The following is a 20,914-nucleotide window of genomic DNA, read 5'->3' as shown; positions in this document are numbered from 1 at the left end:
CGGGCCATTCAAGATTGGGCCCGAAGGGGGTGTTGCGCTGTGCCCACCTTCCGTAACGTCCTCAACTGGCGGCGGTGAATATGCCGCTGCCGCCGTGGGGGAGCCTCGATTCGGGAGAGGACGGCGCCGGTATGGGCTGGGTAACCGACTGGAGTGCGCAGGCTGCCTGCCGCACTACCGATCCGGATGAACTGTTCGTTCAGGGAGCAGCGCAGAACAGGGCCAAGGCGGTGTGCACCGGATGTCCGGTACGCACGGAATGCCTGGCCGACGCGCTCGACAACCGCGTCGAGTTCGGTGTGTGGGGAGGCATGACGGAGCGCGAGCGCCGCGCCCTCCTGCGCAGGCGGCCGACCGTCACCTCGTGGCGCCGGCTGCTGGAGACGGCACGCTCGGAGTACGAGCGCGGAGCGGGCATCGTGCCCCTCGACGACGACCAGGTGTACGAGAACTACGCGGCGGTGGGCTGAGGCGACCCCTCGGCTCGGCTGCCGGAAGCCGGCGCGGACACTGGCCCAACTGTGGGCTCAGCCGCCGTGGGTCGGCTCGGCTGTGGGCAGTCGGCTCATCCGTCGGCCGCCTCGGGCAGCTCCGGCCGGTTGGCCGCGAGCCGGATCCCGATGTCCCGCAGTCCCGCGAGGTCATGGACATCGCCGGGCAGTGCGGCCACTTCGGTGACCGCGACCTCGGGGTGGAGCGCGGTGAAGCGGTCGCGGGTGCGCTGCTCGCGGGAGAGCAGGTGCATCCGCTCGGCGTGCAGCCTCAACAGGCCCGCCGTGAGATCGTCGACGGTCCGGTCCGCGTCCGCGGGGGAGTCGGACGTGGCGGCCGGCGACCGGGGCGCGGGGGAGCGCCGTGCCGGGGGCCGGTCTGTCGAGGCCTCGGACGTAGGGGACCCGTCCTCCGGGGAGTCGGAGGATCCGTCCACCGGGGAGCCGGAGGACCCGTCCTCCGGGGAGCCGGGGGAGTCGGGGGTCTCTGGTGCCGAACTGCCATACGTGTCGGGGGAGTTACGAAGTCCAGCTTTCCCGTCGTCCTGATCCACAATGCGGGGCTCTTCAAGATTTTCGGCGGCGGCGAGCGCCCGCTCGGCGGACAGCTGGGCGGCGCCGCTGCCGTGGACCCGGTTGAGCACCAGACCCGCCAGCGGCATGTCCTCGGCGGCCAGCCGCTCCACGAAGTACGCCGCCTCCCGCAGGGCGTCCCGCTCCGGAGCCGCCACCACCAGGAACGCCGTCCCGGGCGCCTGGAGCAGCTTGTACGTCGCGTCCGCGCGCGTACGGAAGCCACCGAACATCGAGTCCATCGCCGCCACGAACGTCTGCACGTCCTTCAGCAGCTGACCGCCGAGCAGCTTGCCGAGGACGCCGGTCATCATCGACATGCCGACGTTCAGGAACTTCATCCCCGCGCGGCCGCCGACCTTGGCGGGCGCGAGCAGGACGCGGATCAGCTTGCCGTCCAGGAACGACCCGAGCCGCTTGGGCGCGTCCAGGAAGTCCAGCGCCGAACGGGACGGCGGTGTGTCGACGACGATGAGGTCCCACTCGTCCCTGGCGCGCAGCTGCCCGAGCTTCTCCATCGCCATGTACTCCTGCGTGCCCGCGAAGCCCGCCGAGAGCGACTGGTAGAAGGGGTTGCCCAGGATCGCGGCCGCCCGCTCCGGGTCCGCGTGCGCCTCGACGATCTCGTCGAAGGTGCGTTTCATGTCGAGCATCATCGCGTGCAGCTCGCCGTCGCCCTCGACGCCCTTCACCCGGCGCGGGGTGTTGTCGAGCGAGTCGATGCCCATGGACTGCGCGAGCCGGCGCGCCGGGTCGATGGTGAGGACGACCACCTTGCGGCCCCGCTCGGCGGCCCTGAGGCCCAGCGCGGCCGCCGTCGTCGTCTTGCCGACGCCGCCCGAACCGCAGCACACCATGATGCGCGTGCCCGGATCGTCGAGCAGCGGGTCGACGTCCAGCACGCGCGCGGGGGAGAGGCCGTGCCGGGTGCTCCCCTGGCCGTGAGTCTGGTCCGGACTCATGACATCCCCTGCTTCCGCAGCTCGGTGGCGAGTTCGTACAGGCCCGCGAGGTCCATGCCCTCGGCGAGCAGCGGCACTTCGTGCAGCGGCAGGTCCAGCTCGGCCAGGACGGACCGCTGCTCGTGCTCCAGCGCGTACCGCTCGGCGTACTCCTCGGCCTGCGCCAGGAGCGGGTCGACCAGCCGCTCGGCGTGCCCGCCACGCCGCGCCCCGCCGAGTCCCGCGGCCGACAGCGACCGTGCGACAGAGGAACGGCCCACCGTCCGCAGGAGTTCCAGTTCGTCCGCGTCGAGCAGCTCCGGCCGCACCATGTTGACGACGACCCGTCCCACCGGCAGCCCCGCCCCCCGCAGTTCGGCGATGCCGTCCGCGGTCTCCTGGACGGGCATCTCCTCCAGCAGTGTCACCAGGTGCACCGCCGTCTCCGACGACTTCAGCACCCTCATGACCGCCTGGGCCTGATTGTGTATGGGGCCGATCTTCGCGAGCCCGGCGACCTCGTCGTTGACGTTCAGGAAGCGGGTCACCCGGCCCGTGGGCGGGGCGTCCATGACGACGTAGTCGTACACGAACCGACCACTGCGGTCCCTCCGGCGCACCGCCTCGCACGCCTTGCCGGTGAGGAGGACGTCCCGCACCCCGGGCGCGATGGTGGTGGCGAAGTCGATCGCGCCGAGCTTCTTCAGGGCCCGTCCGGCACCGCCCAGCTTGTAGAACATCTGGAGGTAGTCCAGAAGTGCCAGTTCGGGGTCTATGGCGAGGGCGTACACCTCCCCGCCCCCGGGAGCGACGGCGATCTTCCGCTCCTCATAAGGCAGCGCTTCCGTCTCGAAGAGCTGCGCGATGCCCTGCCGGCCCTCGACCTCGACGAGAAGCGTCCGCTTCCCCTCGGACGCGAGGGCCAGCGCGAGTGCGGCGGCGACCGTCGTCTTTCCGGTCCCGCCCTTGCCGCTGACGACCTGGAGCCTGCTCACGTCTTCGAGCGTAACCAGTCGGCGCCCGGGCCAATCGGGAGGCTGTGGACAACGGGGTGCGCCCGCCCCGGCCCAGGGGCGGCAATCGGCCACGTGGCCTGCGACGGATCACGCGGTCCACAGCGGATACAGTCGGCCCATGACCAAGTGGGAATACGCAACCGTGCCGCTGCTCGTCCACGCCACGAAGCAGATCCTGGACACCTGGGGCGAGGACGGCTGGGAGCTCGTCCAGGTCGTGCCCGGACCGAACAACCCCGAGCAGCTCGTCGCCTACCTGAAGCGGGAGAAGGCGTGAGCGCCGTCGAGGCGAGGCTCGCCGAGCTGGGCCTGACCCTGCCGGCGGTCGTCCCCCCGCTGGCGGCCTACCAGCCCGCCGTGCAGTCCGGGCCGTACGTGTACACGGCCGGCCAGCTGCCGATGGTGGACGGCAAACTGCCGGTCACCGGCAAGGTCGGCGCGGAGGTCACCCCCGAGGAGGCCAAGAACCTCGCCCGCACCTGCGCCCTGAACGCCCTGGCCGCCGTCAAGTCGGTCGCGGGCGACCTGGACCGCATCGCGCGCGTGGTGAAGGTCGTCGGCTTCGTCGCCTCGGCCTCCGACTTCACCGGCCAGCCCGCCGTCCTCAACGGCGCGAGCGAGCTGCTGGGCGAGGTCCTCGGCGACAAGGGCGTGCACGCGCGCAGCGCGGTGGGCGTCGCGGTGCTGCCGCTGGACGCGCCGGTCGAGGTGGAGATCCAGGTCGAGCTGGCGTAGGGCGCGGGGAGACGGCGGTCGCCGTCTGCCGGTGGTCGTGCGCACGGGTACGTACCCGTAGGCGTTCCGGGGATACGTACGGGGCGCCTGCGGGGCGCCTGCGGTAATGGGGCGGCCCGGTGTCGCGGCGTCGGCAGGGCGTGCGCCGGAGGTCCGGCCGCCGCTACTACACCTGGGTGCCTGCGGTGCTTGCGGTGCTTGCGGGGCCTGCGGGGCCTGCGGGGCCTTGCGGTGCTGTTCTCGACCCTCAGACCCCGATTCCGGGGCAGGCCGGCGCCCTCGCGCCGCCACGCCCCCGGAGCACGCCTGGTGCCCGGCCTGCCCGGTGCCGCTCAGCCCGGTGCCGCCTCGCCCGCCCGGTGCCCCGCTCGGCGCTCCCCGGGCGCCCAGGCACTCCCAGGCACCCCTAGGCACCCGTAGGCACCTCTCGAACATTCACGCACCACGGGATAGCCTCCGGCCATGGCGAATGGGCAGTGGTTTCCCGCGGACTGGCCGGATCGCATCCGCGCACTGGCGGACGGGACCCTCGAGCCGGTCGTGCCGAGGCGCGCGGCCACCGTCATGCTGCTGAAGGACACCGACGGCGGTCCCGTCGTCCACATGCTGCGCAGACGCGCCTCCATGGCCTTCGCCGGCGGGGCGTACGCCTATCCGGGCGGGGGAGTCGACCCGCGGGACGACGACCGTCACGTGCGCTGGGCGGGACCCACGCGCGCGTGGTGGGCCGAGCGGCTCGGGGTGGACGAGGCGGCGGCCCAGGCGATCGTCTGCGCGGCCGTACGGGAGACGTACGAGGAGGCGGGGGTCCTGCTCGCCGGGCCGGCCGCCGATTCCGTCGTCGGGGACACCACCGGCGCCGACTGGGAGGCCGACCGGGCCGCCCTGGTCGCCCGGGAGACGTCCTTCGCGGAGTTCCTCGACCGCCGCGGACTGGTACTGCGCTCCGACCTCCTGGGCGCCTGGACGCGCTGGATCACCCCGGAGTTCGAGCCCCGCCGCTACGACACCTGGTTCTTCGTCGCCGCGCTCCCGAAGGGGCAGCGCACCCGCAACGCGTCCACGGAGGCCGACCGCACGGTCTGGATCCGGCCGGCGGACGCGGCCGCGGCGTACGACGACGGCGAGCTGCTGATGATGCCTCCCACCATCGCGACCCTGCGCCAGCTGACGTCCTGCGCCACGGCCGCCGAGGCCCTGGCGGACGCCGACGCGCGCGATCTCACGCCCGTTCTGGCACGGGCGCGCCTCGACGACGGCGAGGTCGTGCTGACCTGGCCGGGCCACGACGAGTTCACCAAACACATCCCCACAGGTGGAGCCCCCGCATGACGGACGCAGCAGCCCTTCCCGGCCGGCCCCGCGGCGGGGTCCTCTCCGGTCCCGCGACCGCCCGCGCGGTCAACGTCCTGGCGCCCAACGCCTCCGCGATGACGCTGGACGGCACGAACACCTGGATCGTCGCCGAGCCGGACTCCGACCTGGCCGTCGTGATCGACCCGGGGCCGCTGCACGACGGCCATCTGCGCGCGGTCGTCGACACGGCGGAGAAGGCCGGCCGACGTGTCGCCCTGACCCTGCTCACGCACGGCCACCCCGACCACGCCGAGGGCGCCGCCCGCTTCGCCGAGCTGACCGGCACCAAGGTGCGGGCCCTGGATCCCGGGCTGCGGCTCGGCGACGAGGGGCTGGCCTCCGGTGACGTGATCGCCGTCGGCGGGCTGGAGCTGCGGGTCGTCCCGACGCCCGGCCACACCGCCGACTCCCTGTCGTTCCACCTCCCGGCCGACAGCGCCGTCCTGACCGGCGACACGGTCCTCGGCCGCGGTACGACGGTCGTGTCCCACCCCGACGGCCGTCTGGGCGACTACCTGGACTCCCTGCGGCGGCTGAGGTCCCTCACGGTCGACGACGGCGTCCACACGGTCCTGCCGGGCCACGGCCCCGTCCTGGAGGACGCCCAGGGCGCCGTCGAGTTCTACCTCGCCCACCGCGCCCACCGTCTCGCCCAGGTCGAGACGGCCGTCGAGAACGGCCACCGCACCGCCGAGGAGGTCGTGGCCCACGTCTACGCCGACGTGGACCGCTCCCTGTGGCCGGCCGCCGAGCTGTCCGTACGGGCGCAGATGGAGTACCTGGAGGAGCACGGGCTCATCTAGGGCCTGCGCCGTCACCCGGGCCCGGGCTCGTCACTGGGCCCGGGCTCGTCACTGGGCCCGGGCTCGTCAACGGCCTGCGACCGCCGTCGGCGGTCGGCCGTCGGCGGTCGCAAGGGTGGCCGGATGGTGTCGGTCAGCGCGACCGCTTCGCGAGCCGCTCCACGTCCAGCAGGATCACCGCACGCGCCTCCAGGCGCAGCCATCCGCGCTGGGCGAAGTCGGCGAGTGCCTTGTTCACCGTCTCGCGGGAGGCGCCGACGAGCTGGGCCAGCTCCTCCTGCGTGAGGTCGTGGACGACGTGGATGCCTTCCTCGGACTGCACGCCGAAGCGGCGCGAGAGGTCCAGCAGGGCGCGGGCGACGCGGCCGGGCACGTCCGAGAAGACCAGGTCCGACATGGCGTCGTTGGTCTTGCGCAGGCGCCGGGCGACGGCGCGCAGCAGCGCGGAGGCCACCTCGGGGCGGGCGTTGAGCCAGGGCTGGAGGTCGCCGTGGCCGAGGCCCAGCAGCTTCACCTCGGTCAGCGCGGTGGCGGTCGCCGTACGCGGGCCGGGGTCGAAGAGCGACAGCTCGCCGATCAGCTCGCTGGGGCCGACCACCGCCAGCATGTTCTCCCGGCCGTCCGGGGACGTGCGGTGGAGCTTCACCTTGCCCTCGGTGACGACGTAGAGCCGGTCGCCCGGGTCGCCCTCGTGGAACAGGGAGTCGCCACGGGCGAGGGTCACCTCACTCATGGAGGCGCGCAGCTCCGCGGCCTGCTCGTCGTCGAGTGCCGCGAAGAGCGGGTTGCGCCGCAGAACGTCGTCCACGAGTTCTCTCCTTGTCGACCTGCTCAGGGGATCTTGCTCCCCTGTCTGCCAGGGGACCGTGTTCCCCATTTTGCCGGACGGTCCAAACAGTGTGATCTGTCACAAGGATGCCGCACAGGTGCCCTGAGGTAAGCGGCAGGGGTCCGATCGGGGGCTGATCTTCCGAGGCCGAGGCGGATGTCGGCGGTGGGCTTTAGGCTGGCCGGGTGTCCAAGTCGCCGGTGAGAGTGCAGGCCTGAGGGGGTTGGGCGGTGGTTGTACGACGGGATTCCGCTGTGGGCGAACAGGTGTCCGGTGAGGGTGAGAAAGCGGCGAAGGTGACGAAGAAGGCGCCTATGAAGAAAGCGCCCGTGAAGAAGGAGCCCGTGGAGAAGGAGCCCCTGGAGGCAGAGCCCGTGACGAGGGGGCCTGCCAGGCCGTCGGCCGGGAAGACCCCGCCGGGAAAGGCGGCGCCCGCGGCGCGGAAGCCCGAGTCCCGTACGGCTCTCGTCCGCCGCGCACGTCGGATCAACCGCGAGCTCGCCGAGGTCTACCCCTACGCCCACCCGGAACTCGACTTCGAGAACCCCTTCCAGCTGCTGGTCGCCACGGTCCTGTCCGCGCAGACCACCGACCTGCGGGTCAACCAGACCACCCCCGCCCTCTTCGCCAAGTACCCCACCCCCGAGGACCTGGCCGCCGCCGACCCGCAGGAGGTCGAGGAGATCCTCCGGCCGTGCGGCTTCTTCCGCGCCAAGACCAGGTCGGTGACCGGGCTGTCCAAGGCCCTGGTGGAGGAGTTCGACGGCGAGGTCCCCGGAAAGCTGGAGGACCTGGTCAAGCTGCCCGGCGTGGGCCGCAAGACCGCCTTCGTGGTGCTGGGCAACGCGTTCGGCCGGCCCGGCATCACCGTGGACACGCACTTCCAGCGGCTGGTGCGGCGCTGGAAGTGGACCGAGGCGACCGACCCCGACAAGATCGAGGCGGAGATCGGCGCGCTCTTCCCCAAGAGCGACTGGACCGACCTCTCCCACCACGTCATCTGGCACGGCCGCCGCATCTGCCACGCCCGCAAGCCCGCCTGCGGAGCCTGTCCCATCGCCCCGCTCTGCCCGGCCTACGGCGAGGGTGAGACGGACCCGGAGAAGGCGACGAAGCTCCTGAAGTACGAGAAGGGCGGCTTCCCCGGCCAGCGTCTGAACCCGCCCCAGGCCTACCTGGACGCCGGGGGCCGGCCGGCGCCCCCGCTGGGTGCCTGATGACGGGAAGGACGGACACGGGACCGGGCCCACGGCCGACCATGCGCCCCTTCCCGGGCCTACGGCCGACCGTGCGCTCCCTCCCGGCCCCATGGCCGACCGCGCGCCCCTTCCCGGGCCCGCGGCCGACCGCGCGCCCCCGCTTCGGCCCCGGCGACGGCTCCCTGCCCCGCCCTCCGAACGCCCCGGCAGCGGCACGTGCCGCGGAACGATCTATGAGGGCTCGGGCGTTGGACTCGGCAGGACGGGGGTGGTGTCTCGGTGACAAGGGCGAGTGACACGCACGGCGGGCCGGTGACGGTCAGCAAGGCGGGGCTGCCGGACTGGCTGGAGCCGGTGGTGCGGGCCGTGGAGACGGTGGAGCCGCGCCAGTTGAGCCGGTTCCTGCCGCCGGAGGACGGGGCGGGACGGCAGTCGGCCGTGCTGATCCTCTTCGGGGAGGGCGCGCGCGGCCCCGAGTTGCTGCTCATGGAGCGGGCCGGCTCCCTGCGCTCGCACGCGGGGCAGCCCTCCTTCCCGGGCGGCGCCCTCGACCCGGAGGACGGCGATCCGCACGGCGACGGGCCGTTGCGGGCGGCCCTGCGGGAGGCCGAGGAGGAGACCGGTCTCGACCCGGCCGGTGTGCAGCTCTTCGGCGTGCTGCCCAAGCTGTACATCCCGGTCAGCGGCTTCGTCGTGACGCCGTGCCTCGGCTGGTGGCGGGAGCCGAGCCCGGTCGGTGTGGTCGATCCCGCCGAGACGGCCCGCGTCTTCACGGTCCCCGTGGCCGATCTCACGGACCCCGCGAACCGCGCCACGGCCGTGCACCCCTCGGGCCACCGCGGTGCGGCGTTCACGGTCGCCTCCGCCCTCGTATGGGGGTTCACCGCCGGACTCATCGACCGCCTGCTGCACTACGCGGGATGGGAGCTGCCCTGGGACCGAGAGAAGCAGGTCCCGCTCGACTGGCGGTCATGACAGGGTGTCCCTCGTGAACGTGCTGGACATCCTGTTGCTGGTCGCGGCCGTGTGGTTCGCGGTGGTGGGCTACCGCCAGGGCTTCGTCGTCGGCATCCTGTCGGTGATCGGGTTCCTGGGCGGCGGCCTCGTCGCCGTGTATCTGCTGCCCGTCATCTGGGACGCGCTGACCGACAACGCCGAGGTCAGTACGACGGCCGCCGTCGTCGCGGTCGTCGTGGTGATCGTCTGCGCCTCCGTCGGCCAGGCCCTGACCACCCACCTCGGCAACAAGCTGCGCCGGTACATCACCTGGTCCCCGGCCCGTGCGCTGGACGCCACCGGCGGCGCCCTCGTCAACGTCGTCGCCATGCTGCTCGTGGCATGGCTGATCGGCTCCGCGCTCGCCGGCACCACCCTGCCCACGCTCGGCAAGGAGGTCCGCAGCTCCACGGTGCTGCAAGGCGTCTCCCGGGCGCTTCCGGACCAGGCCGACAACTGGTTCACCGACTTCTCCACCGTCCTCGCGCAGAACGGCTTCCCGCAGGTCTTCAGCCCGTTCTCCAACGAGCCGATCACCGACGTCCAGCCGCCCGACCCGGCGCTCGCGGGCAGCGCGGTGGCCACGCGCGCGCAGCGCTCCATCGTCAAGGTCATGGGCACCGCGGAGAGCTGCGGCAAGGTCCTGGAGGGCACCGGCTTCGTCTTCGACGAGCGCCGCGTCATGACCAACGCGCACGTGGTCGGCGGCGTCGACGAGCCCACCGTCCAGATAGGCGGCGAGGGCCGCAAGTACGACGCCACCGTCGTGCTGTACGACTGGAAGCGCGACATCGCCGTCCTGGACGTACCGGACCTCGACGCACCCGTCCTGGAGTTCACCACCGCGGACGCGGCGAGCGGCGACAGCGCGATCGTCGCCGGCTTCCCCGAGAACGGGTCCTACGACGTCCGCGCCGCGCGTGTGCGCGGGCGCATCGACGCCAACGGCCCCGACATCTACCACCGCGGCACCGTCAGCCGTGAGGTCTACTCGCTGTACGCCACCGTCCGCCAGGGCAACTCCGGCGGCCCGCTGCTCACCCCCGAGGGCAAGGTCTACGGTGTGGTCTTCGCGAAGTCCCTCGACGACGCCGACACCGGTTACGCGCTCACCGCGGACGAGATCCAGCAGGACATCGCGCAGGGGCGCACCGCCGGCCAGGAAGTCGACAGCGACAACTGCGCTTTGTAGTCCTCCGCCTCACGCCGGGCGGCCTCACGCCGGGCGGCCCGCCGGACAGGCCCCACGCGGGCTCTGTACCCGCAGCGGATGCCGTGGCGGATGTGGTGCCCGCGCCGGATGCCCCGTGCGGGTGCGGGTGCCCGTGCACATGACCCGTCCCGACACGGGCGCCGTGGGGGTGATGCGTGTCCCCGTGTCGGCGCGTCCGCGGTAGGTGCAGGTGCGACGACAGGGGGAGCCGGCTGTGCCCGGCGAGGCGACGTCGGACAGCGGCCGTACGGGACGGAGCCGTGGGAGGCGTGCCGCGGGGGTGTCGTGGTGGGGCGGTGGGTCAGCCGCGCGGGTGACGCAGGCGTACCGAGACCCAGCGGGCCCGGCGGCGCAGGATGCGCGGAATGCCCACACGGAGGTCGCCGCCTTGCGGCGCGTAACCTCGCTCGTGGGGGCTCAGGCCGGAGGCCGAGCGGCGGGTGCGTGCTGCATCACTGTAGTCGTGCGTCCAGCCCATACCCCGACGTGTGCCCTCGCCCCAAGGTCGATAACCTCCCGGAGGGCAGCCAATTGGCCTATGCGCCGGGCAATTGGCTGTTCGTAGGACAGGTGTTCAGTCTCCGGATACCGGGCGCGACGGCCGCGTCACCGATCGGGTTCGGGATCCTTCAGCCAGTTGACCAGTTCGGTGGAGAAGGCGACCGGGTCCTCCTCGTGCGGGTAGTGGCCGAGCCCGTCGAACAGCCGCCAGCGGTAGGGCGCCTCGACATACTCCCCGGAGCCGGCCGCGCTGCGGGTGCGCAACACCGGGTCGAGGGAGCCGTGCAGGTGCAGCGTCGGCACGCGCACGGGCCGCTTCATGCGCCGGTAGAACTGGACGCCGTCCGGCCGGGCCAGCGACCGCACCAGCCACCGGTACGGCTCCACCGAGCAGTGCGCCGTGGACGGGATGCACATCGCGCGCCGGTACGTCTCCACCGCCTCCTCCTCCGGCGGTCGCGGCCCGGACCATTCCCGGATCAGCCGGCCCACCAGTTCCCCGTCGTCCGCGGTCAGCTGCCGTTCCGGGATCCAGGGCCGCTGGAACCCCCAGATGTGCGAGCCGGCGGCGGTCTGCCGGACGTCGGTGAGCATCGCCGAGCGCCAGCGGCGCGGATGCGGCATCGAGGCGACCGCGAGCCGCCGGACCAGCTTGGGGCGCATGACGGCCGCCGTCCACGCCAGGTAGCCGCCCAGATCGTGGCCGACCAGCGCGGCGTCCGGCTCACCGAGGGAGCGGATCACGCCGGTGATGTCGAGGGCGAGGTTGGCGGGGTCGTAGCCGCGGGGGGTGCGGTCGCTGCCGCCGACGCCGCGCAGGTCCATGGCGACGGCCCGGAAGCCCGCGTCGGCGAGCGCGGTCAGCTGGTGCCGCCAGGTCCACCAGAACTGGGGGAAGCCGTGCACCAGCATCACGAGGGGGCCGTCGCCCAGCTCGGCGATGTGGAAGCGCGCGCCGTTCGCGGCGACCTCCCGGTGGGTCACCTTCCTGCCGTCGACCAGGTCGGGTCGTACGACTGCCGTGGGGGGCACCGGGGCGGGCTGCGCCGAAGGCGTCGCGGGGTCCGTCATGACGTCGAGCGTGCCACAGCCTCGATGGCCTGCGGGGCCCGGTCCTGCACGAGCTCGGGCCGCGGGTGCGGCTTCGCCTTCTGGAGGACCCCCGCGGACTCCTTCACGGAGGCGGCGACCTTCTGCGGACCCTTGCCCTTCTTGGCCTTCTTCGCGAAGACGACGCCGATCAGCACGAGGACCAGCGCCACGAGGACGTTGGCCGCGAACGACAGCAGGAAGCAGACGGCGAGGTTCCAACGGCTCCAGGTCCGGATGCCGTAGGCGAGGGCGAAGTTCAGCATCGGCAGCGAGAAGAGGAGGATCGCGCCGGCCAGCGAGAACGCGCCGCCGCTCGTCGCGCCCCGCTTGACGTCCTGCCTGAGCTGCGCCTTCGCCAGCGCGATCTCGTCGTGCACCAGCGCCGACATCTCGGTCGTCGCGGAGGCGAACAACTGGCCGATGCTTCGTTCGGCGCCGACCGGGCTGCCGTCGGGTGCGCTCATCGCGGTCTCCCTCATCTTGTACGGTTCCGCCGTCTTCTGCCTGACTGCGTACGGTCCCGTCTTTTGTACCGTCCCGTCAGATCATGCCGGACGGTCGCCCTCCTCGCCCGCCCCGCCCGCGACTTCGGCCCGCCTGTGGCGTGTGGCCGGCTCTCCGTGCGGTTCTCCGTGCGGTTCTCCGGACGGCGCCCCGGATGTCCCCCCGGCCTGCTCCTCGGCGATCCGGCGGTGTTCGGCGGCCTTGCGGTCGTAGATCTCGGCCATGCGCAGGTGGTACGCCGGATCGTCCTGTTCGTAGACGTCCGGGATGCCGTCGAGGTCGTCGTCGCGCTCCTCCTCCTCGCTCATCCGGCGGTACCCGGCGTTGCGTACCTTCAGCAGGACGGTCGCCAGGCACGCCGCGATCAGTGAACCCATCAGGACGGCGGCCTTGACCTCGCCGGTGAGGGCCGGATCGCCCTCGAACGCCAGTTCCCCGATGAGCAGGGAGACGGTGAAGCCGATGCCGGCGAGCGACGCGACGGCGAAGACGTCCGCCCAGGCGAGGTCCTCGCTGAGGGAGGCCCGGGTGAACCGGACCGTGAGCCAGGACCCGCCGAAGATGCCGATCGTCTTGCCGACGACGAGCCCCAGGACGACACCCAGTGTCTCCGGCCGGGAGAACACGTCCGCGAGAGCACTGCCCGAGATCGTCACACCGGCGCTGAACAGGGCGAACAGCGGAACGGCAAGGCCTGCGGAGAGGGGGCGCACGAGATGCTCGATGCGCTCACCCGGAGACTGCTCCTCGCCCTCCCGGAGGGTGCAGCGCAGCATCAGGCCCATGGCGACGCCGGCGATGGTGGGGTGGATGCCGCTGTTGTACATCAGCGCCCAGATGACGACCGCGAGCGGAACGTACACGTACCAGCCGCGCACGCCCGCCCGCAGCAGCAGCCAGAACAGCGCGAGGCCGGCGACCGCGCCGCCGAGCGCGGCGAAGTCGAGGGACTCCGTGAAGAAGACCGCGATGATCAGGATCGCGAACAGGTCGTCGACGACGGCGAGCGTGAGCAGGAAGGCCCGCAGGGAACTCGGCAACGAGGTGCCGATGACGGCGAGCACGGCCAGCGCGAAGGCGATGTCGGTGGCGGTGGGCACGGCCCAGCCGTCGGTCGCTCCCCCGCCCATGAGATTGGTCAGCGTGTAGACCAGCGCCGGTACGGCCATGCCGCACAGGGCGGCCACCACGGGCAGCACGGCGGCCCTGGGGTCCCTCAGGTCACCGGCGACCAGCTCGCGTTTGAGCTCGATGCCGGCGACGAAGAAGAAGACGGCGAGCAGGCCGTCGGCGGCCCAGTGCGCGATCGACAGGTCCAGACCGAGGGCCTCGGGGCCGAGGTGGAAGTGGCTGACGCTCTCGTAGCTGTCGTGCAGGGCGGGGACGTTCGCCCAGATCAGTGCGGCGACGGCGGCGACGAGCAGGATCACACCACCGACGGTCTCGGTGCGGAGCGCGTCCGCGACGTAGGTCCGCTCGGGGAGGGACAGTCGTCCGAGGACCTTGCGGGGGGCGGGGGTGCGGGGCGGCGCGGTCACGGGGGAGACCTCCGGTCGGTGGGCAGGACGGAACACCTGCCGACCAGACTTCCCGGCGCACCTGTTCGCTCATTTTACGTAACGGGCGTGAAGAGGGGCACCTGGTGGTGCACCGGTCCGACGGGTGTCCGGGGCCGACGTTCTCGGTCGTCCCCGGACACCCGTCACCGTTCTCGGCTGCCCTTCTCGGCCGCTGTTCGCAGCCGACCGGCTCAGCCGCCGTTCTCAGCCGACGGGCTCAGCCGTCGTTCTCAGCCGACGGGCTCAGCCGTCGTGGCTGCTCAGTCCTCGCTCGGTGCGGCCGGCAGTTTGGCCTGGATGAGATCCATGACCGTCGAGTCGCTCAGCGTGGTCACGTCACCGACCTGACGGTTCTCGGCGACGTCCCGCAGCAGGCGGCGCATGATCTTGCCGGAGCGGGTCTTCGGTAGTTCGGCCACCGGGAGGATGCGCTTCGGCTTGGCGATGGGGCCGAGCGTGGCGCCGACGTGGTTGCGCAGGTCGTTGACGAGGCTCTCGTCCTCCGACGCCGTACCGCGCAGGATCACGAAGGCGACGATCGCCTGGCCCGTCGTCTCGTCCGCCGCGCCGACGACGGCCGCCTCGGCCACCGCCGGGTGGGAGACCAGCGCGGACTCCACCTCGGTGGTGGAGATGTTGTGGCCCGACACGAGCATCACGTCGTCCACCCGGCCCAGCAGCCAGATGTCGCCGTCGTCGTCCTTCTTCGCGCCGTCACCGGCGAAGTACTTGCCCTCGAAGCGCGACCAGTACGTGTCGAGGAAGCGCTGGTCGTCGCCCCAGATGGTGCGCAGCATGGACGGCCACGGCTCGGTGAGCACCAGGTAGCCGCCCCCGCCGTCGGGCACCTCGTTCGCCTCGTCGTCGACGACGGTCGCCGCGATGCCGGGCAGCGGGCGCTGGGCCGAGCCGGGCTTGGCCTCGGTGACGCCCGGCAGCGGCGAGATCATCATCGCGCCGGTCTCGGTCTGCCACCAGGTGTCGACGACGGGAGTGCGGTCCGCGCCGATGTGCTTGCGGTACCAGATCCAGGCCTCGGGGTTGATCGGCTCCCCGACCGACCCCAGGACGCGCAGGCTGGAGAGGTCGAACTTCGCGGGGATGTCGTCGCCCCACTTCATGAACGTACGGATCGCGGTCGGCGCCGTGTACAGGATCGTCACGCCGTACTTCTGGACGATCTCCCAGAACCGGCCCTGGTGCGGGGTGTCCGGGGTGCCCTCGTACATGACCTGCGTCGCGCCGTTCGCCAGCGGCCCGTACACGATGTACGAGTGCCCGGTGACCCAGCCGACGTCGGCGGTGCACCAGTAGACGTCCGTCTCCGGCTTCAGGTCGAAGACGGCGTGGTGCGTGTACGCGGTCTGGGTGAGGTAGCCGCCGGAGGTGTGCAGGATGCCCTTCGGCTTCCCCGTGGTGCCGGAGGTGTAGAGGATGAACAGCGGGTGCTCGGCCTCGAACGCCTCCGGCGTGTGCTCCGCCGACTGCCGCCCGACGATCTCGTGCCACCACTGGTCGCGTCCGTCGTCCCACGCGACGTCCTGGCCGGTGCGGCGGACCACGAGCACATGCTCGACGTTGTCGACCTTGGCGACCGCCTCGTCGACGGCCGGCTTGAGCGCGGACGGCTTGCCGCGCCGGTAGCCGCCGTCCGCCGTGATGACGACCTTGGCGTCGGCGTCCTGGATGCGGGTCGCCAGCGCGTCCGCCGAGAAACCGCCGAAGACGACCGAGTGCGCGGCGCCGATGCGGGCGCACGCCAGCATCGCGACCGCCGTCTCGGGGATCATCGGCATGTAGACGGCGACCCGGTCGCCCTTGCGGACCCCCAGCTCCAGCAGGGCGTTGGCGGCCCGGGAGACCTCGTCCTTGAGCTCGGCGTAGGTGAGGGCGCGGCTGTCGCCGGGCTCGCCCTCGAAGTGGATCGCGACCCGGTCGCCGTGCCCGGCCTCCACGTGCCGGTCCACGCAGTTGTAGGCGACGTTGAGCTCGCCGTCCTTGAACCACTTGGCGAACGGCGGGTTCGACCAGTCCAGCGTCTCCGTCGGCTCCTTGGCCCAGGTCAGCCGGCGGGCCTGCGCGGCCCAGAAGCCGAGCCTGTCAGCCTTGGCCTGTTCGTACGCCTCCGCCGTCACGTTGGCGTGGGCCGCCAGGTCGGCGGGGGGCGCGAACCTGCGCTCCTCCTTGAGCAGGTTGGAAAGGGAGGACGACTCGCTCACTGTTCCCTCTCCTTCCCGGACAGGTTGGCCAGGCTCTCGTTGCTCACGACATCTCCCTCTCGCAGGGTGTCCGATGTGTCCCAGGCCACACCTCATCAGACCCGGGGGCCCGGTGACAAGGGGCGACGGACAAATGGTTTAGACCTGTGGACCGTGTTCCAGGCTCGCTTCCCATGGCCGGCCCCGACCGTCGACCGGGGGTCACCCGTAGCCACGGACGCCGACCGGGCCGAGTTCAGCCTCTGTGCTGCCTTTCACATCCCCACCCCAGGACGAGTGAAGCGCCGCCCGGGCGAGGGCAGCCTGGCGGGACAGGGTGGGAGCAGCGGCCGGAGGGAGCATGGTCGGAGGGAGCATGGTCGGAGGGGGCGTAGTAAGTCGCTGGGGACCGGGACACCTGCGGAAGCCGGCGTGCGGGGAATCCGGCGTGGCCTGAACCGGAACCGTCCACGCGCTCAGGGGCAAGCTGCTGTCGCCCTGCGCGGTGGAGCGGTGACCGCAGCGCCGGGCCGATGCCGGAGCCGGTGTGCGACCCCGCCCCGACGGGGCCGCACACCGGCGCCGGGTTCACGCCGACACGTCCATCACCCCCACATGGTCGAACACCTCGCCGTCGCTGTCGTCTGCCTCCGTGAGCAGATACGCCTGTGCCTCGCCCACGTGGAAGTACATCCCGTGCAGCTCCAGCGCCCCGGCCCGCAGTGCCCGGGCCACCGACTCATGGCCGCGCAGGTGGTCCAGCTGCTGGACCACATTGATCAGGCAGAGCTGCTCGACCGCGTCGGCGGGCGCCCGCCCGGCCAGCCGGACCCAGGGGCGGTCGGCGTCGGCCATCCGCTCCAGGCTCGGCAGTCCGAGGCGCAGCCATCGCTTCAACGGAGTCTGCGCCGCACCCGGTTCGGAGGCGAGGAGTGCCTGCATGGCCCCGCACCCGGAGTGCCCGCACACCGTGATGGACCGCACCTTGAGCACGTCCACCGCGTATTCGATGGCGGCCGCCACCGAGTCGTCCCCGCTCTCCTCGCCGGGTGGCGGAACCAGATTGCCCACGTTCCGCACGACGAACAGGTCGCCGGGACCACTGGAGGTGATCATCGACGTGACCAGCCGTGAGTCGGCGCAGGTGAGGAACAGCTGGGACGGCTGCTGCCCCTCGCGGGCCAGTCGGGCCAGTTCCCCTCGCACCAGCGGGGCGGTGTTCCGGTGGAATGCGTTGATCCCTCGTACGAGTTGGCGTGCGCTCGGTTCGGATTCGGCAGATCTGGCCGGGGTGGTCGGTTCGGGTTCGGCGGACCCGTCGGGGGTCGTCGGTCGGGAGTCGGCCGGCCTGCCCGGAGCGGTCGGTTCGGAGCCGGTGGCTCTGTCCGTGGCGGCCGGCTCCTCGGACGTCGGTGTGGTGGTCTTCCCCGAACCGCCCGCCTCCTCGCCCGCGTCGGTCATGGTGGGTCCCTCCGGCGGGCCGCCCGCTTGTCCGGCCGACGGCCGCTCCTCCGGCTTCCCGCCGGTCCGGTCGACGGGTGAGGACGAGGGTGGGGACGAGGGGGCGGACGGCGGGACCTCGCACTGGTGGTTGCGCCAAGGCGTCCACGGACGGCACCGGCAGCCGGCTCTGGGGTCGCCCGTCACCGGGTCGGAGCCGGTGGCCCCGACGGCGGTGGGCTCGGAGACCTTCACCCCGCTGCCGGGGCTGCGGCCGGTCAGTTCGACGGAACCTCCCTGCGCGGTGTGCGTCTTCTGCCAGTCCTGGAGGGTCTCGTACGCCGCGTGGTCCATGAAGGACCCGTCCAACTCGACCACGACCGGGGAGCCGTGGGGCACCAGGTGCAGGGCGCGGCTCAGCCGGGGCACCGCGAGGAACGTCAACTGTCCTCGTACGTGCAAGTGATGGACTCCTTCCCTTTCGTCGTGGGTGATGCGGGTGCGGGCGAGGCGGTGCAGGGACACGGCGACGGCCACGGCGATCCCCAGCGCCACGCCCTCCAGGACGCCGAGGAGCACCACGCCGAGGGTGGTGACGGCGTACACCGGCACCTCTCGGTGGCGGGTCACCGTGCGGATGTGGTGCAGGGACACCATCTGGATGCCGACGGCCATCACCAGGGCGGCGAGCGAGGCGAGCGGGATGAACTCCAGGACCGGGACCATCAGCAGCGCGGCGACTACTACGAGAACGCCGTGCAGCATCGTGGAGTTCCGGCTCACCGCACCGGCACGGACATTCGCGGTGCTGCGCACGGCCACGCCGGCGACGGGCAGTCCGCCGAGTGCGCCGGAGACGATGTTGGCGGAGCCCTGCCCGAGCAGCTCACGGTCGAGGTCGGAGCGGCCGATCCGGGGGGACTGCCCGGGGCGGGAGGCGATCAGCTTGTCCACCGCGACCGCGCCGAGCAGCGACTGCACACTGCACACCAGCGTGATGGTGAGCACGGCCGTGACGAGACCGAGCACCGGTCCCTCGGGCAGTCCGGCCAGGGCGTGACTTCTCCAGGACGGCAGCTCGACCCGGGGCTGGGTCAGGTCGGCGAGTGCGGCGGTCGCGGTGGCCCCGGCGACGGCGACGAGCGCCGCGGGCAGCGTGCGCAGCAGCCTGCCCACCCGGCCGGGCAGGCGCGGCCAGAGCAGCAGCAGGACGAGGGTGAGGGCGCTGACGGTGACGGCGGCGGGGTGGAGGGCCGCCAACTGGGCCGGTAGCGCGCGGACGTTGTCGAGGACGGAGCTCTGCGGGCTGCCGCCGAGGACGATGTGGAGCTGGGCCACTGCGATGGTGACACCGATGCCGGCGAGCATGCCGTGCACGATCGCGGGGCTGACGGCGAGGGCGCTGCGTGCCACGCGCAGGCAGCCGAGGCCGAGCTGGGCCAGTCCGGCGAGGACGGTGATGGCGCACGTCGTCCGCCAGCCGTAGCGGTGGATGAGGTCGGCGGTGACGACGGTCAGTCCGGCGGCGGGGCCGCTGACCTGGAGCGGCGAACCGCCGAGCCGCCCGGCGACGATCCCGCCGACGGCGGCCGCGACGAGACCGGCCTGTAGGGGCGCGCCGGTGGCGAGGGCGATGCCGAGGGACAGGGGCAGGGCGATCAGGAAGACCGCGACAGAGGCGGACACGTCGGCGCCGGCTACCTGGAAGCGGCGCCGCCGGGGCGGTGGGGGGCTGTGCGGTGGGTGGACGTACTGGGTGTGGGACGAGTCGGACGTGCGGGTGGGGACGCAGGCTGACATGTTTCCCGTCTCCTCCGGGGCAGCGCGGTCGCGGAACAGGTGGTCCCCCGTCGGTGTCGGAGGCGGTCGCGGCCGTGGGTCACGGCGTGCAGTGGCGGGATGAAGAATCAACGCTCAGTAAATAGATCGTAATGCAGAGTAAAGGCCAAGCATGGACTTTCCCGGCAAATAGGTCAATAGATCACTCAGAAGGGTGAAGCGAGTCTTTTATCGGCTTGTCGTACTAATTCCTTCTCGGTCCCGTGCGACCTTGGCGGCGCTGTCGGCCCCTCCCGACATGCCACCCGCCGAACGCCCCTGTCGGCGTCGGCCTGAGAGAAGGAAGAAGGTGGGCGGAAGATGGCCGCCACCCAGAGGATCGCTGCGGGCGCCGCGGTTGCCGCGGCCGTCGCCGCATCGCTTGCGGGCTGCACGACAGGAACCGGCGGGACCGACGGTCCCCGGGAAGGAGCGCCGGGCCCGCAGCGGGGCGAGTGGGCCCCGGCTCCCCGGAAGGGCGAGCAGGCCCCGGCCCCTGAGGGCGCGGTCCGCCTGATCGGCGACGGCTCCACCGCCTTCACCGGTGCGCAGCCGTACCTGCCCAGACCGGAACGTCTGAAGCCGGGCCGGAAGCCGCCACAGTTCGTCGTCTTCTCCTGGGACGGTGCCGGCGAGGACAGCCAGCGGCTGTTCTCGCACTTCCGCAAGGTGTCCAAGGCGAACAACGCCACGATGACGTACTTCCTCAGCGGCGTGTACCTGCTGCCGGACGACAAGCGCGACCTCTACAAGCCGCCCCAGCACTCGCCGGGCCGCTCGGACATCGGCTTCAACGACCGCCAGGGCATCGCCGCCACCGTGAAGCAACTGCGCCTGGCCTGGCTGGAGGGCAACGAGATCGGCACCCACTTCAACGGCCACTTCTGCGGCAAGGGCGGCGGGGTCGGCGAGTGGTCGGTGGAGGAGTGGAAGGACGAGATCGCCCAGGCCAAGCAGTTCGTGAAGACCTGGAAGGGCAACACCGGCATGAAGACGGCGGCGCCGCTGCCCTTCGACTACGACAAGGAGCTCATCGGGGCCCGCACCCCCTGTCTCGAAGGCAGGGAGAACTTCATGAAGGCGGCCCGCGACCTCGGCTTCCGCTACGACACCAGCGGTGTCGACAACCAGGTCTGGCCCGAGAAGCAAGAGGGCCTGTGGGACCTGTCGATGCAGCTCGTTCCCTTCCCCGGCCACTCGTACGAGCAGCTCGCCATGGACTACAACTTCATGGTCAACCAGTCCGGCACCGCCACCCAGGGCGACCCCGACAAGCACGCCTCCTGGGGGGACCAGATGCGCGACGGCCTGCTCGGCGGCTTCCGGCGCGCCTACGACGGCAACCGCGCGCCCCTGATCATCGGCAACCACTTCGAGTCCTGGAACGGCGGCGCCTACATGCGCGCCGTCGAGGAGGTGGTGGAGACCGTCTGCACCAAGGAGGACGTGCGCTGTGTCTCCTTCCGGCAGCTGGCCGACTGGCTGGACGCCCAGGAACCGCGGGTCCTGGCCAAGCTGCGCACCCTGGAGGTCGGCGAGTCCCCGAGGCAGGGCTGGGAGACGTTCCTCTCCGGACACCCCGCCCCGGCCCCGAAGGGCGTACCCGGGGCGCCGCCGGCCCGGCAGTAGGCACCGGGTGGGCGCTCGGCG

17 protein-coding genes are annotated in these 20,914 nt (G+C 71.9%); 9 read left to right on the top strand and 8 right to left on the bottom strand.

All coding sequences use genetic code 11. The annotated features are described in order from the left end of the window. Window positions 1–131: 131 nt before the first annotated feature. Window positions 132–470: a transcriptional regulator WblA gene (wblA, locus tag ACFYWQ_RS41030; RefSeq protein WP_324787120.1), complete on the top strand. Its 339-nt coding sequence runs from the start codon at window positions 132–134 to the stop codon at window positions 468–470. 95 nt (window positions 471–565) lie between these two features. Here wblA and ACFYWQ_RS41025 read toward each other — a convergent pair whose 3' ends face one another. Both ACFYWQ_RS41025 and ACFYWQ_RS41020 read right to left on the bottom strand, forming a co-directional pair. Continuing rightward, window positions 566–2,026, bottom strand: a complete 1,461-nt coding sequence (locus ACFYWQ_RS41025) for an ArsA-related P-loop ATPase (protein ID WP_389525125.1) — start codon at window positions 2,024–2,026, stop codon at window positions 566–568. Next, window positions 2,023–3,000 (bottom strand): ArsA family ATPase, encoded by a 978-nt coding sequence (locus tag ACFYWQ_RS41020; protein WP_389525122.1) that lies wholly within the window; start codon window positions 2,998–3,000, stop codon window positions 2,023–2,025. The genes ACFYWQ_RS41025 and ACFYWQ_RS41020 overlap by 4 nt, the downstream gene beginning before the upstream one ends. A gap of 139 nt (window positions 3,001–3,139) precedes the next feature. Here ACFYWQ_RS41020 and ACFYWQ_RS41015 point away from each other — a divergent pair, with 139 nt between their 5' ends. The 4 genes from ACFYWQ_RS41015 to ACFYWQ_RS41000 all read left to right on the top strand — a co-directional run bounded on the left by ACFYWQ_RS41015 (window position 3,140) and on the right by ACFYWQ_RS41000 (window position 5,915). Next, window positions 3,140–3,298 carry a DUF4177 domain-containing protein gene (locus ACFYWQ_RS41015; RefSeq protein WP_003967454.1) on the top strand — a complete coding sequence of 53 codons (159 nt, stop codon included), beginning with the start codon at window positions 3,140–3,142 and terminating at the stop codon, window positions 3,296–3,298. Beyond that, window positions 3,295–3,756, top strand: coding sequence for a RidA family protein (locus ACFYWQ_RS41010; RefSeq protein WP_389525119.1), 462 nt, complete (start codon window positions 3,295–3,297; stop codon window positions 3,754–3,756). The genes ACFYWQ_RS41015 and ACFYWQ_RS41010 overlap by 4 nt, the downstream gene beginning before the upstream one ends. A 462-nt stretch (window positions 3,757–4,218) precedes the next feature. Beyond that, a complete protein-coding gene (locus ACFYWQ_RS41005) occupies window positions 4,219–5,088 on the top strand; it encodes an NUDIX hydrolase (protein ID WP_389525116.1) in 870 nt (289 codons plus the stop codon). Continuing rightward, a complete protein-coding gene (locus ACFYWQ_RS41000) occupies window positions 5,085–5,915 on the top strand; it encodes an MBL fold metallo-hydrolase (RefSeq protein ID WP_389525113.1) in 831 nt (276 codons plus the stop codon). Before ACFYWQ_RS41005 ends, ACFYWQ_RS41000 begins: the two co-directional genes overlap by 4 nt. A 133-nt stretch (window positions 5,916–6,048) precedes the next feature. Here the strand turns inward: ACFYWQ_RS41000 and ACFYWQ_RS40995 are convergent, their stop codons facing one another. Next, a complete protein-coding gene (locus ACFYWQ_RS40995; protein WP_133928442.1) occupies window positions 6,049–6,723 on the bottom strand; it encodes a Crp/Fnr family transcriptional regulator in 675 nt (224 codons plus the stop codon). 251 nt (window positions 6,724–6,974) lie between these two features. On the opposite strand from ACFYWQ_RS40995, the gene nth reads away from it, so the two are divergent. From nth to ACFYWQ_RS40980, 3 genes are all read left to right on the top strand, one after another. Then, window positions 6,975–7,961 carry an endonuclease III gene (gene nth, locus ACFYWQ_RS40990; RefSeq protein WP_389525109.1) on the top strand — a complete coding sequence of 329 codons (987 nt, stop codon included), beginning with the start codon at window positions 6,975–6,977 and terminating at the stop codon, window positions 7,959–7,961. Between the two features lie 261 nt (window positions 7,962–8,222). Beyond that, a complete protein-coding gene (locus ACFYWQ_RS40985) occupies window positions 8,223–8,918 on the top strand; it encodes an NUDIX hydrolase (RefSeq protein ID WP_389525106.1) in 696 nt (231 codons plus the stop codon). A gap of 13 nt (window positions 8,919–8,931) precedes the next feature. Then, complete coding sequence (locus ACFYWQ_RS40980) at window positions 8,932–10,131, top strand: MarP family serine protease (protein WP_389525103.1); 1,200 nt, start codon at window positions 8,932–8,934, stop codon at window positions 10,129–10,131. 627 nt (window positions 10,132–10,758) lie between these two features. Here the strand turns inward: ACFYWQ_RS40980 and ACFYWQ_RS40975 are convergent. From ACFYWQ_RS40975 to ACFYWQ_RS40955, 5 genes are all read right to left on the bottom strand, one after another. Further along, entirely contained in the window at window positions 10,759–11,724 is a 966-nt protein-coding gene (locus ACFYWQ_RS40975; RefSeq protein ID WP_389525100.1) for an alpha/beta fold hydrolase, read from the bottom strand. After that, window positions 11,721–12,209, bottom strand: coding sequence for a phage holin family protein (locus ACFYWQ_RS40970; protein WP_389525098.1), 489 nt, complete (start codon window positions 12,207–12,209; stop codon window positions 11,721–11,723). Before ACFYWQ_RS40970 ends, ACFYWQ_RS40975 begins: the two co-directional genes overlap by 4 nt. A gap of 81 nt (window positions 12,210–12,290) precedes the next feature. Further along, window positions 12,291–13,787 (bottom strand): Na+/H+ antiporter NhaA, encoded by a 1,497-nt coding sequence (nhaA, locus tag ACFYWQ_RS40965; protein WP_389525095.1) that lies wholly within the window; start codon window positions 13,785–13,787, stop codon window positions 12,291–12,293. 281 nt (window positions 13,788–14,068) lie between these two features. Next, window positions 14,069–16,027: an acetate--CoA ligase gene (gene acs, locus ACFYWQ_RS40960; RefSeq protein ID WP_389525093.1), complete on the bottom strand. Its 1,959-nt coding sequence runs from the start codon at window positions 16,025–16,027 to the stop codon at window positions 14,069–14,071. A gap of 567 nt (window positions 16,028–16,594) precedes the next feature. Then, window positions 16,595–19,246, bottom strand: coding sequence for a SulP family inorganic anion transporter (locus ACFYWQ_RS40955; RefSeq protein ID WP_389525090.1), 2,652 nt, complete (start codon window positions 19,244–19,246; stop codon window positions 16,595–16,597). Between the two features lie 339 nt (window positions 19,247–19,585). Between ACFYWQ_RS40955 and ACFYWQ_RS40950 the strand changes: the two genes are divergently transcribed. Next, the gene (locus ACFYWQ_RS40950) at window positions 19,586–20,893 is read left to right on the top strand and encodes a hypothetical protein (RefSeq protein WP_389525087.1); all 1,308 of its coding nucleotides are present in this window, start codon (window positions 19,586–19,588) and stop codon (window positions 20,891–20,893) included. Window positions 20,894–20,914: the final 21 nt, after the last annotated feature.

It is taken from the genome of Streptomyces sp. NPDC003247, from assembly GCF_042888135.1.
Lineage (GTDB): Bacteria > Actinomycetota > Actinomycetes > Streptomycetales > Streptomycetaceae > Streptomyces.
This window is presented reverse-complemented; position numbering and strand designations above follow the sequence as displayed.

Coding starts and splice junctions, on each gene's coding strand:
- wblA (WP_324787120.1), top strand. CDS start 132: ATGGGCTGGGTAACCGACTGGAGTGCGCAGGCTGCCTGCCGCACTACC.
- ACFYWQ_RS41025 (WP_389525125.1), bottom strand. CDS start 2,026: ATGAGTCCGGACCAGACTCACGGCCAGGGGAGCACCCGGCACGGCCTC.
- ACFYWQ_RS41015 (WP_003967454.1), top strand. CDS start 3,140: ATGACCAAGTGGGAATACGCAACCGTGCCGCTGCTCGTCCACGCCACG.
- ACFYWQ_RS41005 (WP_389525116.1), top strand. CDS start 4,219: ATGGCGAATGGGCAGTGGTTTCCCGCGGACTGGCCGGATCGCATCCGC.
- ACFYWQ_RS41000 (WP_389525113.1), top strand. CDS start 5,085: ATGACGGACGCAGCAGCCCTTCCCGGCCGGCCCCGCGGCGGGGTCCTC.
- ACFYWQ_RS40975 (WP_389525100.1), bottom strand. CDS start 11,724: ATGACGGACCCCGCGACGCCTTCGGCGCAGCCCGCCCCGGTGCCCCCC.
- ACFYWQ_RS40970 (WP_389525098.1), bottom strand. CDS start 12,209: ATGAGCGCACCCGACGGCAGCCCGGTCGGCGCCGAACGAAGCATCGGC.
- ACFYWQ_RS40955 (WP_389525090.1), bottom strand. CDS start 19,246: ATGTCAGCCTGCGTCCCCACCCGCACGTCCGACTCGTCCCACACCCAG.
- ACFYWQ_RS40950 (WP_389525087.1), top strand. CDS start 19,586: ATGGCCGCCACCCAGAGGATCGCTGCGGGCGCCGCGGTTGCCGCGGCC.